Source organism: Anaerococcoides asporogena (genome assembly GCF_029590275.1).
Taxonomy (GTDB): Bacteria; Bacillota; Clostridia; order Clostridiales; family Clostridiaceae; genus JG1575.
This window is the reverse complement of record NZ_CP120965.1, coordinates 3,203,888-3,219,765: the sequence shown is the minus strand read 5'-3', so window position 1 is coordinate 3,219,765 and position 15,878 is coordinate 3,203,888. Positions and strand designations below refer to the sequence as shown.

The window sequence follows — 15,878 nt, the reverse complement described above, 5'->3', positions numbered from 1 at the left end:
AGGATGCTAAAAAAATTATTGCCATTTATGAAGAAATACCGCAAATACGCCATTCTCAGTCCAATCATGATGATATTGGAAGTGGCCTCGGATATTCTGGTTCCGCTGCTCATGTCGCGCATTGTTGACGTGGGCATCAAAAACCAGGACATGGCCTATGTGATTCGGATGGGCCTGCTGATGATTCTCCTGGCTCTGTTTGGGCTGTTCATGGGCGTGGTCAGCTCCTTCTTTGGCGCCAGGGCCGGATTTGGCTTTGCCGCCGAACTTCGCAAGGAGGCCTTTGCCCGGATTCAGAACTACTCCTTTGCCAATCTGGATGTGTTGAATCCACCGACGCTGATTACCCGGCTGACCGCCGATGCCGACATGCTCGCCCAGGTGGCCATGATGAGCCTGCGCATGGCGATCCGGGCTCCCTTCATGATGATTCTGGCCCTGATCATGGCCATCTCCTTTAATCCCGGACTGTCCCTGGTATTTGCCGTGGCCATTCCGCTGGTTATCGTGATCCTGCTGGTTGTTCTCAAATACGCCAACCCCATGTTCCGGGCGATTCAGGAACGGGTGGACCATCTCAACGCGATTGTGCAGGAAAACCTGATCGGAATCCGCGTCGTCAAGTCCTTCAACCGCCAGAGCCATGAGGAGGAGCGTTTTGCCCAGCGCAATGACGGTTTGCGTGATATGGTCCTGAAAGCAGTCAATCTCATCATGGTGCTCATGCCCGTGCTGAATCTGGTGATCTATGCCTGCATCGGCGCGGTCCTGTGGTTCGGCGGTCAGCAGATCATGGCCGGCACCATGCTGCCCGGCGAACTCATCGCCTTTGTGACGTACATCACGCAGATCATGATGGCGCTGATGATGCTGTCCATGTATTTCATGATGCTGACCCGGGGCACCGCCTCCGCCGGCCGACTCATCGAAGTGCTGGAAACCGAGTCGGAAATCCGCTCCGCCGAGTCGCCTGTAGGCGAAGTCGCGGATGGTCAGATTGAATTCAAAGACGTGTCCTTCCGCTATCCCGGAAATTCCAACGATGTCCTCAAGCACATCGATCTGTCCATTGCCAGCGGCCAGCTCATCGGCATCATCGGCAGTACCGGCTCGGCCAAAACCAGCCTGGTCCAGCTCATTCCGCGGCTGTACGACGCCAGTGCCGGTCAGGTGCTGGTTGGAGGTCAGGATGTCCGGGACTATGACCTGGAGACACTGCGCCACAGCATCGGCATGGTGCTTCAGAAGAATACCCTGGTTACGGGTACCATTCGCAGCAATATGCAGTGGGGCGATGAAACCGCCGCCGATGAGGAGATCATCGAAGCACTGCGCCGGGCTCAGGCCTGGGAATTTGTCTCCCAGTACAGCGACGGGCTGGACCATCCGGTGGAGCAGGGCGGCTCCAACTTCTCCGGTGGTCAGAAACAGCGCCTTACCATTGCCCGGGCCCTGGTTAAGCAGCCCCGGATTCTGATTCTGGATGACTCCACCAGCGCGGTGGATATGACCACCGATGCCAAGCTGCGCCGCAGCTTCCGGGAGAATCTGGCGGATGTCACCACCATCATCATCGCCCAGCGCATTTCTTCCATCGAGGATGCCGACCGCATCATTGTCATGGAAAAGGGTGAAATCGAAAGCCAGGGAACTCATCAGGAGCTCCTGGAGACGTCTCCGATTTACCGCGAAATCAACGAGTCACAGGAAAGGGGGCTGGCCGTATAATGAAACAGAAAATGATGCCCGCCAACCCGCGGAAAACCATTCGCCGCCTGTTATCCTACTATGGCGACCATAAACTGCTCTTCGCCGCCGGCATTATCCTGGTCATCCTGGGCACAGTGTTCCAGGTGGCAGCCAACGGCATACTCAGCCCCATCATCGATGCCGTAACCATTGACCGCAGCCTGCCCCTTTTGACCTGGTATCTTCTGATCATGGTGGCCCTGGTGCTGGGCATCGCTGTGAGCCAGTATCTGGGAAGTCTGTTCATGGCCCGGCTGTCCCAGAAAATCATCCATACCATCCGCCGCCAGCTGTTCGCCAAGATCCAGCGGATGCCGGTCGCCTACCATGACTCCCAGGGCCATGGCCGCATCATGTCTTCCTTTACCAATGATGTGGACCTGCTGAGCCAGGCGCTGGAACAGAGTCTGGTACAGGTCATTACCTCCCTGATTACTGTGGTGGGTACATTTCTGATGATGGTGTTCCTCTCGCCGATGCTGACGCTGGTCATGGTGATCATGATGGCGCTCTCCCTATACCTCATCAAGATCGTGGCCGGCCGGTCGTCCCGCTATTTCCGGGACCGTCAGAGCGTGATGGCGGACATGAACAGCTATGTGGAGGAAATGGTTTCCGCTCAGAAAGTGGTCAAGGTGTTCGGCTATGAAGGCCGGGCCATGACCCAGTACAACGACATCAACGACCATCTGCGCGAATCCGCTTCCCGGGCGGCGGCCTACGGCGTCATGCTGATGCCGCTGATGGGAAACATCTCATTCATTCAGTATGCGGTGATTGCCATTCTGGGCGCCGGCCGGGTCATGGCCGGAACCATGACACTGGGCAATATCTCCGCGTTCCTGCAGTACACCCGCACCGTATCCCGGCCCATCACCATGGTATCCAATCAGATGAACTCCATACTCGCGGCCATCGCCGGAGCCGAACGAATCTTTGAAATGCTCGATGGCAGGGAAGAGGACGTGGCCGGCGAAGTCCGCCTGCAGAACGACTGCGGCGGCGGCCGGGGACTGTGCTGGACTGTTCCGGGCACCGACGGCAGCCTGGAGTATGTCCCCGTGGAAGGCCATCTGCGCCTGAACAACGTCGACTTCCAGTATGTCGAAGACAAACCGATTCTGAAGGATGTATCTCTTTACGCCAAGCCGGGACAGAAGATCGCTCTGGTGGGATCCACCGGCGCCGGCAAGACCACCATTACCAATCTGATCAACCGGTTCTATGAGATTCAGGACGGCGTCATTACCTTTGACGGCATCGACATCCGGCGAATCAACAAAATCGACCTGCGCAGCGTCATGAGCATGGTGCTCCAGGATGTCCATCTGTTCGAGGGTACGATCAAGGAAAATATCCGCTTCGGGCGGCTGGACGCCACGGATGAGGATGTCATCCAGGCAGCCCGGCTGGCCAATGCCGACGGCTTTATCCGCCAGCTTAAGAACGGCTATGATACGGTGATCGGCAATGACGGCACCAGCCTGTCCCAGGGCGAGCGTCAGCTCCTGTCCATTGCGCGGGCGGCCATTGCCGATCCGGTGGTTCTGATTCTGGACGAAGCCACATCCTCCGTCGATACCAGAACCGAGCAGCTCATTGAGCGCGGCATGGATCAGCTGATGAAGGGCCGGACCACCTTTGTCATCGCCCACCGGCTGTCCACCGTCCGGCACGCCAATGCCATCATCGTCCTGGAAAACGGCGAAATCGTCGAACGGGGCGATCATGACGAACTGATGCGCCAGAAGGGCCGCTACTACCGGCTGAACCAGGGAACGGAAGAACTCGGATAGACCGGGAGCAAGTTCCAGGTCGACCGGCCTTCACAATGTCAGAACAAAGCCACCCGGAATGCGGAGCGTTCCGGGTGGCTTTTCGAATCGCGGCGAAAGCTGCAGAATATGGCAAAGATCTTAGGAAAGCTGTTTCAGGTCAGATACACTTGTCCGCTGAGCGTGGGATTGAGGTATAATTCAATTCAAGGACAACATTCCGCCGATCCGGTCGAGGGAGTCATCAGATGACTGCCGGACTGAGACGGTCGGCGGAACGGATGAACCAAAAACCATGATTTGAACTGGAATTGATGACCGGGAGGGATTTTATGAAATTTATTTCAACCAGAGGATCAGGCCGGCCCGTTGACTTTGCCCAGGCGATGAAGCGAGCCATGGCGAGTGACGGGGGGCTGTTTGTGCCGGAAAAACTGCCGGTCCTGGATCCGAAGCCTGCGGCGGACAGTTACTGGGAGACAGCGCTGGGCGTACTCCGGGCTTTTGTGCCGGAGCTGGAGGAGGCCGGACTGGCCGGGGCGCTTCAGGAGAATTACCGGGCGTTCCCCATTCCGGTGGTCCAAACGGATGCCGGGACATTTCTGGAGCTGTTTCACGGACCGACCGGGGCCTTCAAGGATGTGGCCCTGACCATGCTGCCCCATCTGGAGGCACTGACCGGCGGCGGGGAAACAGTCTATGTTACCGCAACCTCCGGGGACACCGGAAAAGCCGCCCTGGAAGCCTTCCGGAATCAGCCGGGCACCAGAATCATGGTCTTTTACCCGGAGGAAGGCGTATCCCATCTGCAGAAACTGCAGATGCAGACGCAGCAGGGCGACAACGTCAGCGTGGTGGCCATCCGCGGCAATTTTGACGATGCCCAGCGGGGCGTCAAGGCGATTCTGCAGGAATTTTCCGGCCAGGGCGTCTCTTCCTGCAATTCCATCAACATCGCCCGGCTCCTGACCCAGATTCCGTATTATTTTGAAGCGTCCCGCCAGCTGGGTCAGCGCGAGCTGTCCTTCCTGGTTCCCACCGGAAACTTCGGCGACATTCTGGCCGGATGGTACGCCAAGGCCATGGGTCTGCCGGTGAAACGGCTGATTGCCGTCACCAATGACAACCGGGTACTGGAGGAATTCCTCCGGACCGGGCGGTATGACCGCCGGCGTCCCCTGGTGAAAACCTCATCTCCCTCCATGGACATACTGGTTTCCTCCAATGTGGAGCGCCTGCTGTTCCACTGCTTTGGCCCGCAGGAAACCCGCCGGTTCATGGACGAGCTGCGGGATCAGGGATTCTATCAGGCGGATCCTGCATCTTTTCGTGATTTCGACGCGCAGTCTGCCTCCGAAGAGGAGGTGCAGCGAGCGATCCGCACAGTGTATGAGGAAGCCGGTTACCTCATGGATCCCCATACGGCCTGCGCCTGGGCAGCCTGGGACCAACTGGGCCGACCGGCGGATCATGTCATTCTGGCGACAGCCAGTCCCTTCAAGTTCCCGGCGGTGATTCAGGAAGCTCTGACCGGTCAGCGGCAGGAGGAGCGGGAAGCCCTGGCGTATCTGTCGAGCCTTGCGCCGGTTCACCCGGCTCTGGCTGGAATCCTGGAGCGGCCCGTGCGGTTTGACCGGACGATTGATCCGCAAGAGATGCGGGAAGAGTTTCTCCGTTTTATGGGAGGTGTCAGATGAAGCTTCGAATTCCGGCCACATCGGCCAACCTGGGCTGCGGGTATGACACCCTGGGCCTGGCGCTGGACCTGTACAACGAATATGTCATCGAACCAGGTGCGCAGGATGCGCTGATCGGAGAAGACCGGGAACTGGCCACGCATATGGTGTTTGGCGCCAGAAATCTGGCCTGCGAAATCCTGGGGCTGGAGAAAGTGCCGTTCCGGCTGCAGGTTGCGGCCGCCATACCCGAATCCCGGGGACTCGGATCCTCCGCTGCCTGCATCCTGGCCGGAGTCTGCGCGGCTCTGGCCCTTAACGGCAGGCCCCTGGAGGACGCGGTGGTGCTGGAGACGGCATCCCGAATCGAGGGTCATCCTGACAACATCGTGCCGGCCTGGACCGGCGCTCTGACCGCTTCCCTGGATACCGGCACCCGGATTCTCCATCACCGGATCGAGCCGCATCCGGACCTGGTGTATCTGACGATCATACCGCCGTTTGAGTTTTCCACCGCCGGTGCCCGATCGGCCATCCCGGTCATGATCCGGCATCGGGATGCCGTGTCCAACCTGTCCCGGGTCATTCTGCTGACTGAGGCTCTGAGGCTTGGTCAAACCGATCAGCTGCCGGAACTCCTCCATGATGAACTCCATCAGAAATACCGGCTGCCGCTGATCCGGCAGCTGGATGAAGCCTACGGCAGGCTGTGGGATCACTGCCTGCAGCAGGGCGATCCGATCTTCCTGAGCGGAGCCGGCCCCACCTGCATCATCCCCGTCATGTCGGAACAGGCTCCGGCCCTTGCGGCCGAGCTGAACGGGCGGATCCCCAGCTGCCGGATTCTGACCCTGAGGGCGGCGTCTCAGGGGACAGAAGTCCTGGCGGAATAGAATATCGAGCGCAGCCAAGGAAAGGGCCAGAGCGGGACAGTCGTTCCGCCCTGGCCCTTTCCAGACATTCCGCGGAGGGAATGATATCAGATTCGGCGGCTGTACTGTCAGGGGAAGAGCAGGGATCGTGCTATACTGGATTTCGAGACTGGAATACAGGTGGTATTAGTATGAATTGGAAATTTTCACGCAGAATCTGGCTGTTTCTGACCGCATCCTTCAGCTTTGGGATGGGGCAGGCCTTCACGATGCTTTTCTTAAATTTTTATTTGCGGGCTCTGGGGCTCGACGGCGGCATGCAGGGACTGATCAATGCGCTCCCGGCCTTTGTGTCGGCGGTCATCGCCATTCCGGCGGTGCTGGTTGCCCGGCGGCTGCGCGAGGTGCTGACCCTCAAGCTGGGATCCCTCCTTGCCGTGGCGGGCATGCTGGTGCTGGCTCTGTCCAATGGCGCAGCCATGGCCCTGGCCGGTTCCTTCATCCAGGGGGTGGGCAGTGCACTGGTCATGGTGTCCAGTTCCCCCTTCATGGCGGCGGAAACGACGGAAGAAAACCGGGTTCCCTTATTCTCCCTGCAGATGGCGCTGATGACCGGCGCGGGCTTTCTGGGCAACCTGCTGGGCGGGCAGATCCCGACGCTCTATGCCCGCTACGCCGGCGTGCCGGCTGATTCGCTGGCGGCGGTCCGGGCGGCTATCCTGGTTGCGGTCGTGTTCCAGCTGGTGGGCACCCTGCCGATTTTCCTGATTCAGAACCAGCCCAACCAGCCGGCGGCCTCGCTGAACCGGCTTGACGCGTTCAAGGTGGAAGACAAGGTCCTCATGGCCAAGCTCATAATCCCCAACGTTCTGGTCGGACTGGGGGCGGGGGCCACGATTCCCTACCTGAATCTCTTCATCGAAGCCAAGTTCCGGATTGACTACGGCCAGCTGGGCAGCCTGTTTGGCTGGACCTCCCTGGCCACGGCAGCCACCGTCCTGATTCAGCCCTGGATCGTGCGCAAGCTGGGTCAGATCAAAGCGGTCGTAGCGGTGCAGTCCGCCAGCCTGCCATTCCTGGTCATGCTGGGATACTCCCCGGCATTCTTCCTGGTGGTGTTGTCCCTGTTCACCCGCGGTGCCCTGATGAATGCGGCCGGACCAGTGTTCAGCGCCTTCGCCATGAGCAAGCTCCCTCAGGGTGACCGCCCCATGTTCTCGGCACTCAATGCCATGAGCTGGAACATCGGCTGGGCTCTGGCTGCAACCTTCTCCGGTGTGTTCCGCAGCTTTTTCGGACCCGCCGGTCTGCTGACTGCCTTTGGCTGGCTCTTCGCCTGGACGATCCTTATGTACGCCATGTCCATGGTTCTGACCTATGTCTGGCTGGTTCCGAAGAAGCCCCGCAGGGCCTGAAGAATGTCCAATTGCATCACCGGATGGAGCAGAAAGCAGCTCGATCAGAGGTTCTTAGAGAAATAATCCAAGAAGCGATCCAGGAAGTAACCTAAGTTGGTCTTATGAAAACCGATGCCGCAGTCACATGATGTTCCCATGAATCAAGGGAGCTGAAGATATTCAACAGAACTGCAAAAAACAGAGACAGGCAAACCCATTGGGCTTGCCTGTCTCTGTTTTTTTGTCTTGGCCGGAGGACCGGCCTGTTTGGTAAGAGGACCGGACAGAGGAACGATCGGATCGATCGGATCACCTGAAAGCTCATTCGGCTGAAAGTTCCTGGCGGCTGATAGTTTCTGGCGGCTGAAAGCTTTGGCATCGGTCGGAGCTTTCTCCATGGGAGAGAAGGACCTCGCTGGTGCAGCCGCGCAGTGATTCATTCCGCCGCAGGAAGATCCAGAATGATGAATTCGGGGAGGGAGAAGTCCGCCACCAGGAGTTTGCGGTGCAGGGTATCATCGCGGTCAAGGAGGACTTTCACTGCTTCGCTGACCTGAATGGAGGCGATGGCGGACGCGGTGAATACCGGGTTGCCCCAGTAATCGGAAACCTTTGTCTGATTGCGGTACAAGTGGTGCAGGGTTTGATCGCCGGGCAGAATCACGCTGACTTGCCCGGTCCACCCGCCGATGGCCCCGTGAATCAGGGGGAGGTTCAGTGCTTCGGCCGCATCCTCCAGGATCAGCCGGGCTTGGATGCTGTCAAGGCAATCCATGATCAGGTCATGACCTGTCAGCAGGTCGGCGGCATTGGCCGCCGTCAGTTCGGTCTGATGCGCGATGACTTCGATGCCGGGGTTGACGCGGTTGATTCGTTCCCTGGCCGCTTCCGCCTTACTCTCACCCAGACGGTCGGGATAGGAATTGAGCTGCCGGTTCAGGTTGGTGGGGACAAAGACATCATGATCGATGAGTGTCAGGCGCCGGACGCCGAGTCTTGAAAAAAACTCCGCTGCGTAGCCGCCCAGTCCGCCCAGACCGACGATGACAACGGCTTTCTGGCGAAGAGCCCGGTTTTCAGCCGGGCTCAGTGCCTGTTCATTCTTTTGATAGCGTTCCATTCTATCCTCCTCCTACCGGGGGAAACAGGGAGATGTAGTCATCGGGCTGGAGGATCCGGTCAAATCCGGCGTCCCGGCCGTTCACGAGCAGAATGGCCACTTCTTCATGGGGGATAGCCAGCGCGTCGATGATCTCGCCTGCAGTCAGGCCGGGATGATAGGGGAATTGAAGGGTCTTCTGCCGGCCTTCCCGCAGGGTCGCGAACAGCTTGACCAGCAGGAAGGTCTGGTTGGCGGAGGATTCGGTGACCATTTATTCCAGTCCCAGCTCTCGGAGCTTTTCGGAGGTAGGCACGCCCTTGTCCCAGCCGCGCAGTTCATAGTATTCGGGCAGCATGACGTCAAGATGGGTGACTTCGCCCTTGGAGGGGCCTTCCGGAATGGGTTCTTCCAGAAGCCGTGGCGGAAGGGTATCCATTTCCGGGGTGATGCCGGCTTTCAGATTGAATACTTTTTCCAGATTCCAGATCCGCTCGCCTTTCTTCAGGAGTTCTTCGGCACTGGTTTCTACGCCGGTTGCAGCGGAGAACATCTGGGCATAATCCGGTGCGCCCAGCGGGAAGGATGTGAACAGACAAACTCCGAGGGAGTCGATGCAGGCGGTCAGGTCCTGGAAGACTTTCGTCATGGCCGCTTTGTCGGCGGTGGCAAACCGATCCATCTTAACCGGCATGGACAGGATTTCGGGTGAAATAAGGTAGCCGCGGACATGGCAGCCGCCGCGGTTGCTGGTGGCATAGGACAGGCCCTGGCCCTGGACGCCTCTCGGGTCGTAGGCGGGGAGTTCCTGTTTCTTGACGGTCATGGACAGCTCGGGCACACCGTAGGCTTCGCACAGGCGGTAGGAACCGTCTGCCATCCGGGCACCCAGCCCCTGACGCTCGCCCATCCGTTTGGTCCATTCCACGATGGCGTCGCCATCGCCGAAAGCCAGACCGACGCCGTCCAGTTCTTCGTCTTTAATGTAGCCTTTCTGGTACAGTTCCATGGCTGCTGCTACGGTGGCGCCGGCAGAGATGGTATCCAGGCCATACTCGTTGCACCACTTGTTGGCCAGGATGATTTTTTCAAAGTCCTTGACGCCGCAGTCGGAGCCATAGCACCAGACTGTTTCATATTCCGGTCCCCCGCCTTCCCAGCCGTCAAGTCGGACATACCGGCCGCAGCCGATGGGGCAGTGATGGCAGGGATCCCGCCGGACCAGATACTTCTCGGCCATCAGTTCGCCGGAAATCTGTTCGGCATCGTCAAAATGGGATTCCTGGAAGTTATTGGTCGGAAGAATTCCGTTCTCATTGATGATATTGACCAGAACAGCAGAGCCATAGGTGGGCAGGCCGGTGCTGGTAACGCCGTTGGCACGGATTTTCTCGAGAGCGGAGCGGTTGGCTTCCTTCAGTTTCGCGTCATCGGCAATGGGGGCTTTGTTTGTGCCCCGCACGGTGATGGCCTTCAGGTTCTTGGAACCCATGACGGCACCCACCCCGGAGCGACCCGCGGCGCGGTAGACATCATTGATGATGGCGGCCAGAAGGGACTGTTTCTCTCCCGCCGGGCCAATGCACAGGACTCTCGTACGGGGAGATGTTTCCTGGGCCATCAGATCCGTGGCTTCGGAAACGACTTTCCCCCAGAGGTGACTGGCGTCGCGAATTTCGACCTTATCATCCTCAATGGCCAGGTAGACCGGATGGGCCGATTTACCCTCCACCACCAGTCCGTCGTATCCGGCGTACTTGAGCTCAGCACCCCAGTGGCCGCCGGAGTTGGAGGATCCGATGGTGCCGGTGAGGGGAGCCTTGGTGATGACCATGTAGCGTCCGCCGGTAGGAACTGCCGCTCCGGTCAGAGGACCGGTCATGAAGAATAGCTTGTTTTCCTCGCTCAGCGGTTCCACCAGGGGACCCACCTCTTCATAAAACAGCTTTGTACCCAGTCCGCGTCCGCCGATGTAGTCCATGCAGGTGTTGGGATCCAGCGGATCCACCCTGACTTCACCCGTTGTGAGATTGACTCGCAAGAGTTTTCCAAAGTAACCGTTCATTTTTCCACACTCCTTCATCTGGTAAATTGCTTTACTCCAGATCCTTTCCAAACGCGGGAGGCACAAGGGTTTCCCCCGGTACCCTGACGGTCTGAGCGCATGGAAACAACTCGTTAGCGCGTCAGACTCGGAAGTGGAAATATTCATGGTGAATACATTACTATTTTAGCATGTATCAAGTGAAATGGTTATCTTGAAACCAATTTAGCTGAAAAAACTTCCTTTCACCTAACAGAAAGTCAATCATTGACTCCCGGTTGGAACGACAGTATCCCTCAGGCAAAGGAAAGTCCGCGGCCGAGGGACTGGCTTCAGTCGGGGGACTGTCCTCAGTCAAGGGAGTGCCCACAGCCGGGTGTCTGGTATTGGTCAAGGCAATGTCCACAGCTGCCGGAATTCCCTTCGCCGCGGGAATCTTCTCATTGGTAATGAGAAGATGATATTGTACAGATCTGCAGGGATGCTCCGGATTGAAAAACCACTGGAATCAGTGCGGAAAAAACACAAGCGAAAGACCTTAAAAAGACAGTGAGATTTTTTCATCTTGTCATTGAAAGGGAGCATGGATGGGGTTATCATATAGAATGAGTTTGTATTTTTAAAATTGCTGTCAGGTTTCACAACGACGAAGAAAAACAGGGGTAACAAAACGATGAAAGTAGGGTTTGATTCAAAGAAGTATCTGGAGGAACAGTCTAAATTCATTCTGGAACGGGTACACAATTACGACAAGCTGTACCTGGAGTTCGGCGGAAAGCTTTTCAACGACATGCACGCCAAGCGGGTGCTGCCGGGATTCGATGCTAATGCCAAGGTGGAGCTGCTCAGGCGGCTCAAGGACCAGATCGAGGTCATCATCTGCATGTACGCAGGCGATATTGAGCGGAACAAAATCAACGAAAATCTGGGCATCACCTATGACATGGAAGTCATGAAGCTCATTGACGATCTGAAGAGCCATGGCATTCCGGTGAACAGCGTTGTTCTCACCAGGTATGCTGACCAGCCGGCAGCCAAGATTTTTGTCAACAAGCTGGATCGGCGCGGCATCAAGGTGTTTATTCACCGGGCAATTGCCGGATATCCCTCGGACATTGATACCGTCGTTTCGGAAGCCGGATATGGGATCAATCCGTACATCGAAACAGAAAAGCCCATTGTCGTGGTCACGGCCCCGGGGCCCGGCAACGGAAAACTGGCGACCTGCCTGTCGCAGCTTTATCATGAGGCCCAGCGCGGGCTCATTGCGGGATACTCCAAGTTCGAAACCTTCCCGGTGTGGGACCTGCCCCTGAAGCACCCGGTCAATGTGGCCTATGAATCAGCCACCGTGGACCTGAAAGATCTGAACATGATCGATTTTTATCATATGGAAACCTACGGCAAGATGGCGGTGAACTACAACCGGGATATTGAAACATTCCCGATCCTCAAGCGGATCCTGGAAAAGATAACCGGCCGGGAAAGCGATTTCCAGTCCCCCACCGACATGGGCGTCAATTGCATCAGTACTGGAATCTTTGACGATGAAGCAGTCTCCTGGGCGGCGAATCAGGAAATCATCCGACGCTACTTCAAAGCGCTGGTTGACTACAAGAAAGGCCGGGTCGATCTGGAATCCTTCGAACGCAGCCGCATGCTGATGGAAAAAATGGGCCTGGCGGAAGCTGACCGGCTGGTTGTGCCGGCTGCCCGCAGCCTGGCCGCTACCATGACAGGCAGCGACGTGGAAAATGTTTCAGTCGTCGCCCTGGAGCTGGCGGACGGAACCATCATTACCGGAAAGCGCAAATCCATGATGCAGGCCACCGCTGCCTGCGTCCTGAATGCCCTGAAATACCTGGCTGGCATCACTGACAACATTTATCTGCTCTCGCCGGTCGTCTTAAAACCCATTGGCGAGCTCAAGCGCAAGACCTCCCACCTGCAGGAGCAGCTGCTGGACCTCAATGAAATCCTCATTGCGCTGTCGATGTCCGCCGCGACCAATCCTTCGGCTCAGGCGGCATTTGCCTGTATCGACCAGCTGGACGGAACCAACCTCCATTCCACGACCATTCTCAATACCAATGATGAGAAAACGCTGCGGGCCCTGGGCATCGACTATACTTCAGACGATGACTATGCCACCGATAAACTGTTCTACGGCAACTAAGCACAGCCGTTAACAGACCGAAGCGAACAACGGGAGCTGACCCCACACCGGATGACCGGAGGGCGTCAGCTCCCTTTTTTTGTGTATGTCTCGAATCGGTTGAATCAGTGGGTTCGTTTGATTCTCCTGATTCTCCTGATTCTCCTGATTCTCCTGATTCACTTGATTCTGAAAGGCTGCTCTGCTTTGAATCTGCCCGGGGAACTACGTATTGTCTTGAGAAAGCCCCGGAACCGGCTCAGGAAAGTCTAAGAACAGCCCAAGAACGGTCTTTAATAGTCTTAGAATAGTCTTGCCAAAGTCTGAGAGAAGCCTTAGGAAAGGCTCAGCTCATAGAGGTATTCCGGGAGCAGGCGGCCGGTGCCGTATTTTTTGCAGGAAGTTTCTCCGATGACGGTGAAGCCAAGCTTTTTCATCACGGCATTGGATGCGATATTCTCCTGGTGGACCGGCGCGGTGATTTTTTCGGCTCCGTTGGCTTGGGCATGATCGATCATCGCCTGAGCCATTTCGGTGGCATACCCTTGGTTCCAGTGATCGCTGTGAACGCTGTAGCCCAGATCATAGATCCGGCCGTCGGGGCTGGGCAGGAAGCTGCAGGCGCCGATCCGCTCACCGGTGTCGGAGCGTTCAGCGATCAGATAACGGCACTCCTCATCGTCCTGAAGTTCATTCAGGGCTTTGCGGTAGGACTCGTCGATATCGTCATAAGCTGGATCTGGCATATACTTGCCCATCTCGGGATCGTTCCACATACTCATGACAAAGTCTAAATCGGCGCTGGCGTAATTTCTCAGCCTCAGGCGGCTCGTGATCAGTTCAATCGGTTCCATTTCAATCTCCTTGACAGTGGGGCGGTTTGTTTTTGCATCGGTTTGCGTCCGAAAGACGCATCGAACGGACACCGCAAATCTGTCGAAGATTCTGCGATGTCCGTTCGGCTGCTGTCCGGCGACAGCTCTATGCTTACCTTCTTCTATCTGTATGAGTGTACCCTAGTTTTCGGTTGGCTTGGGAGCGGGTTGTTCGGAGTAGTAGCAGGAGCTGACGAATGCAGCCATGCGGGCAGCCTCTTCCTTGGTCGTATCGGCCGGGAAGGAGAAGCGAACCCATACACTTTCCGTGTCGTCATCTCCGGGACGGAGCAGGTAATTCTGGCTGACCAGACGGACGTTCTCGTTAAAGATCGCGTCAGCGGGATTAAACTGGGCAGCTGGCGGATTCTTCGCCTTTTCGGCCTCAAGCAGCGCTTTGCGGGCTTCGCTTTCTGCCTTGGTGGGGCGGCCGCGCTTCTTTTTCGGTTTCTGCGCTGTCAGGGTCGCAGTGTCAAAATCCGGTGATACCATCAATTCGAGCGTGCTCTCAACGTTCTTCATCTGATAGGTCGCTTTCTGACCGCGCAATGCCTGACGCAATTCATCCGGGATGTCGTTGCGGTCAATGTTCTTCAGAATCCACTGGACCTTGCGCTGATGGCCATAATCTTCTTTGGCGGCATCCTCATCAAAGTAGTACTCTGATTTGACTTCGCCCACGCTGATGTTGGGGCCATCGGCTGTCACCACCAGGTCTCCGGTCTGGATCCGGTCGCGCAGCGTCATCAGTGAAGTCAGATTGCCGGAAAGAGCCATCCCGGTATAATTGTATTCTGCTTCCATTTTATCGCGGACTTCGTCTTTGCTCATTTCCGCGATGTCACCTGTCTTGCTCCAGCCAAGAGCTATTTTATTATCTCTCAGGCATTCTTCGGTTCGATCGATTCCGCCGGGCTTCAATCGGACTAAAAAGTAGTTTCGGCTCATGTTTTGCACCTCCCATTTATATATCTATTCTATATAAGATAATTATTATACTTTTCATTAGACTATGCAATATAAAAACGTTAAAAAATGAATTATTTAATAAAAAAGATATTTCACCATCAATTTCGTTTCGAAAATTGGCGGTCTAATGCTTATGAGAGTGAATAATATACATTCTATCTGCATGGTGATACAATATGTTCATATTATTAATATCGGAGGATACCACATGAAGTATATCGTTGATCCAGCAATTTTTGACCTTGCACCCAACTTGGAATTCGGCATTATTCTGGCCACCGATCTGAAAGTCACCCCCTCCAATGAGGCGGATCAGGCCCGGTTCATAGAGGCCCAGGAGGCGTTGGAGACCCGGTGCAAAGCGGAGGAGATCCGCAGCCTGCCCACGGTTGCAGCCTATCGGGAAGTATTACAGAAGGCGGGCATTAATCCCAATAAATTCACGCCCTCGGTGGAAGCGATGCTCAAGCGCGTAGCCAAAGGCAATCGATTGCCCTTCATCAATGCTCTGGTGGATCTGGCCAATGCGGTCTCCATTGAACAGACTCTGTCTCTGGGCGGACACGACCTGAACGACATCAAGGAGAACCTGGAAGTGCGCTTCAGCCGCCCGGGAGATATGTTCCTGCCCTTTGGCGAGACGCAGTGGGAGGCTGTGGAAGCCGGTGAAATGGTGTTTGCATCAGGGCATGAGGTACAGACCCGCAAATGGGTCTGGCGTCAGTCAGAGCTGGGAAAAGTAACGACAGCCACCACCAGGGTCTTTTTCCAGCTGGCCGGCTTTGCCGGGGACCCTGCTCTGGATCGGGCCATGGCTGCCATTGAGCAGCTGGTGGTGGATCGGCTGGGCGGCAAAGTTCAGGTGTTCCGGGTCAACCGGCAGCAGCCGGAGATTGAGTTTATTCGGCCGGAGGCATAAAATTTCATTTCTCGGATCATTTCAATTGAGCGGTTTTCAATTGGGAAATATAAGAAATATTGCAATCAATTAAAGCGCATACAATCAAAATAGAAGATGGGTATGTCAAAAACAAGTTCACCCTGAAATTCTTCAGCTGAATTCCATATGAATCAGAATATCAGCAGAAAATCTCCCTGAAGTGCGCTTTTTCATGCATAATCTTTCAAAAAATCAACAACAGCCGCTGAGGAGTCCCTCAGGGGCGGACAATGGGATTTGACTGTATAACAGAGAGAGGCCCACTGAACAATAACCCGACCTGCATCGACCGGATGTTTGATTGGTTCCGGACGGATGGTTTCATCG

General features: G+C 56.2%; 12 protein-coding genes and 1 riboswitch. Of the genes, 7 read left to right on the top strand and 5 right to left on the bottom strand.

The window, feature by feature from the left end; translation table 11 throughout:
* Window positions 1-3: 3 nt before the first annotated feature.
* The 5 genes from P6M73_RS14740 (at window position 4) to P6M73_RS14720 (ending at window position 7,487) form a co-directional block, all read left to right on the top strand.
* Window positions 4-1,728 (top strand): ABC transporter ATP-binding protein, encoded by a 1,725-nt coding sequence (locus P6M73_RS14740; RefSeq protein ID WP_277853782.1) that lies wholly within the window; start codon window positions 4-6, stop codon window positions 1,726-1,728.
* Window positions 1,728-3,545, top strand: a complete 1,818-nt coding sequence (locus P6M73_RS14735; protein ID WP_277853781.1) for an ABC transporter ATP-binding protein — start codon at window positions 1,728-1,730, stop codon at window positions 3,543-3,545. The genes P6M73_RS14740 and P6M73_RS14735 overlap by 1 nt, the downstream gene beginning before the upstream one ends.
* A gap of 311 nt (window positions 3,546-3,856) precedes the next feature.
* On the top strand, window positions 3,857-5,221 hold the full coding sequence (gene thrC / locus P6M73_RS14730) for a threonine synthase (RefSeq protein ID WP_277853780.1): 1,365 nt from the start codon (window positions 3,857-3,859) through the stop codon (window positions 5,219-5,221).
* Complete coding sequence (locus tag P6M73_RS14725) at window positions 5,218-6,093, top strand: homoserine kinase (RefSeq protein ID WP_277853779.1); 876 nt, start codon at window positions 5,218-5,220, stop codon at window positions 6,091-6,093. The genes thrC and P6M73_RS14725 overlap by 4 nt, the downstream gene beginning before the upstream one ends.
* 170 nt (window positions 6,094-6,263) lie before the next feature.
* A complete protein-coding gene (locus P6M73_RS14720; RefSeq protein ID WP_277853778.1) occupies window positions 6,264-7,487 on the top strand; it encodes an MFS transporter in 1,224 nt (407 codons plus the stop codon).
* A 418-nt stretch (window positions 7,488-7,905) separates the two neighbouring features.
* On the opposite strand, the gene P6M73_RS14715 is transcribed toward P6M73_RS14720, so the two are convergent.
* Genes P6M73_RS14715 through P6M73_RS14705 form a run of 3 tightly spaced genes read right to left on the bottom strand, consistent with a single transcriptional unit; the run spans window position 7,906 to window position 10,633 of the window.
* Entirely contained in the window at window positions 7,906-8,589 is a 684-nt protein-coding gene (locus P6M73_RS14715; protein WP_277853777.1) for a HesA/MoeB/ThiF family protein, read from the bottom strand.
* Between the two features lies 1 nt (window position 8,590).
* On the bottom strand, window positions 8,591-8,842 hold the full coding sequence (locus P6M73_RS14710) for a MoaD/ThiS family protein (RefSeq protein ID WP_277853776.1): 252 nt from the start codon (window positions 8,840-8,842) through the stop codon (window positions 8,591-8,593).
* Window positions 8,843-10,633: an aldehyde ferredoxin oxidoreductase family protein gene (locus P6M73_RS14705; protein ID WP_277853775.1), complete on the bottom strand. Its 1,791-nt coding sequence runs from the start codon at window positions 10,631-10,633 to the stop codon at window positions 8,843-8,845.
* A 26-nt stretch (window positions 10,634-10,659) separates the two neighbouring features.
* A riboswitch (molybdenum cofactor riboswitch) is annotated at window positions 10,660-10,777 on the bottom strand.
* Window positions 10,778-11,285: 508 nt separating this feature from the next.
* Here P6M73_RS14705 and P6M73_RS14700 point away from each other — a divergent pair.
* Window positions 11,286-12,788, top strand: coding sequence for a DUF1846 domain-containing protein (locus P6M73_RS14700; RefSeq protein WP_277853774.1), 1,503 nt, complete (start codon window positions 11,286-11,288; stop codon window positions 12,786-12,788).
* A gap of 314 nt (window positions 12,789-13,102) precedes the next feature.
* On the opposite strand, the gene P6M73_RS14695 is transcribed toward P6M73_RS14700, so the two are convergent.
* Both P6M73_RS14695 and P6M73_RS14690 read right to left on the bottom strand, forming a co-directional pair.
* Window positions 13,103-13,621, bottom strand: a complete 519-nt coding sequence (locus P6M73_RS14695) for a GNAT family N-acetyltransferase (protein ID WP_277853773.1) — start codon at window positions 13,619-13,621, stop codon at window positions 13,103-13,105.
* Window positions 13,622-13,783: 162 nt separating this feature from the next.
* Window positions 13,784-14,590 carry a hypothetical protein gene (locus P6M73_RS14690; RefSeq protein ID WP_277853772.1) on the bottom strand — a complete coding sequence of 269 codons (807 nt, stop codon included), beginning with the start codon at window positions 14,588-14,590 and terminating at the stop codon, window positions 13,784-13,786.
* 229 nt (window positions 14,591-14,819) lie between these two features.
* Here P6M73_RS14690 and P6M73_RS14685 point away from each other — a divergent pair, with 229 nt between their 5' ends.
* Window positions 14,820-15,530, top strand: a complete 711-nt coding sequence (locus tag P6M73_RS14685) for a B3/B4 domain-containing protein (RefSeq protein ID WP_277853771.1) — start codon at window positions 14,820-14,822, stop codon at window positions 15,528-15,530.
* The last annotated feature ends 348 nt before the right edge of the window (window positions 15,531-15,878 follow it).

What these genes read in the sequence shown, in the direction of transcription:
- P6M73_RS14740 (WP_277853782.1), top strand. Translation starts at nt 4, where the DNA reads ATGCTAAAAAAATTATTGCCATTTATGAAGAAATACCGCAAATACGCC.
- P6M73_RS14735 (WP_277853781.1), top strand. Translation starts at nt 1,728, where the DNA reads ATGAAACAGAAAATGATGCCCGCCAACCCGCGGAAAACCATTCGCCGC.
- thrC (WP_277853780.1), top strand. Translation starts at nt 3,857, where the DNA reads ATGAAATTTATTTCAACCAGAGGATCAGGCCGGCCCGTTGACTTTGCC.
- P6M73_RS14725 (WP_277853779.1), top strand. Translation starts at nt 5,218, where the DNA reads ATGAAGCTTCGAATTCCGGCCACATCGGCCAACCTGGGCTGCGGGTAT.
- P6M73_RS14720 (WP_277853778.1), top strand. Translation starts at nt 6,264, where the DNA reads ATGAATTGGAAATTTTCACGCAGAATCTGGCTGTTTCTGACCGCATCC.
- P6M73_RS14715 (WP_277853777.1), bottom strand. Translation starts at nt 8,589, where the DNA reads ATGGAACGCTATCAAAAGAATGAACAGGCACTGAGCCCGGCTGAAAAC.
- P6M73_RS14710 (WP_277853776.1), bottom strand. Translation starts at nt 8,842, where the DNA reads ATGGTCACCGAATCCTCCGCCAACCAGACCTTCCTGCTGGTCAAGCTG.
- P6M73_RS14705 (WP_277853775.1), bottom strand. Translation starts at nt 10,633, where the DNA reads ATGAACGGTTACTTTGGAAAACTCTTGCGAGTCAATCTCACAACGGGT.
- P6M73_RS14700 (WP_277853774.1), top strand. Translation starts at nt 11,286, where the DNA reads ATGAAAGTAGGGTTTGATTCAAAGAAGTATCTGGAGGAACAGTCTAAA.
- P6M73_RS14695 (WP_277853773.1), bottom strand. Translation starts at nt 13,621, where the DNA reads ATGGAACCGATTGAACTGATCACGAGCCGCCTGAGGCTGAGAAATTAC.
- P6M73_RS14690 (WP_277853772.1), bottom strand. Translation starts at nt 14,590, where the DNA reads ATGAGCCGAAACTACTTTTTAGTCCGATTGAAGCCCGGCGGAATCGAT.
- P6M73_RS14685 (WP_277853771.1), top strand. Translation starts at nt 14,820, where the DNA reads ATGAAGTATATCGTTGATCCAGCAATTTTTGACCTTGCACCCAACTTG.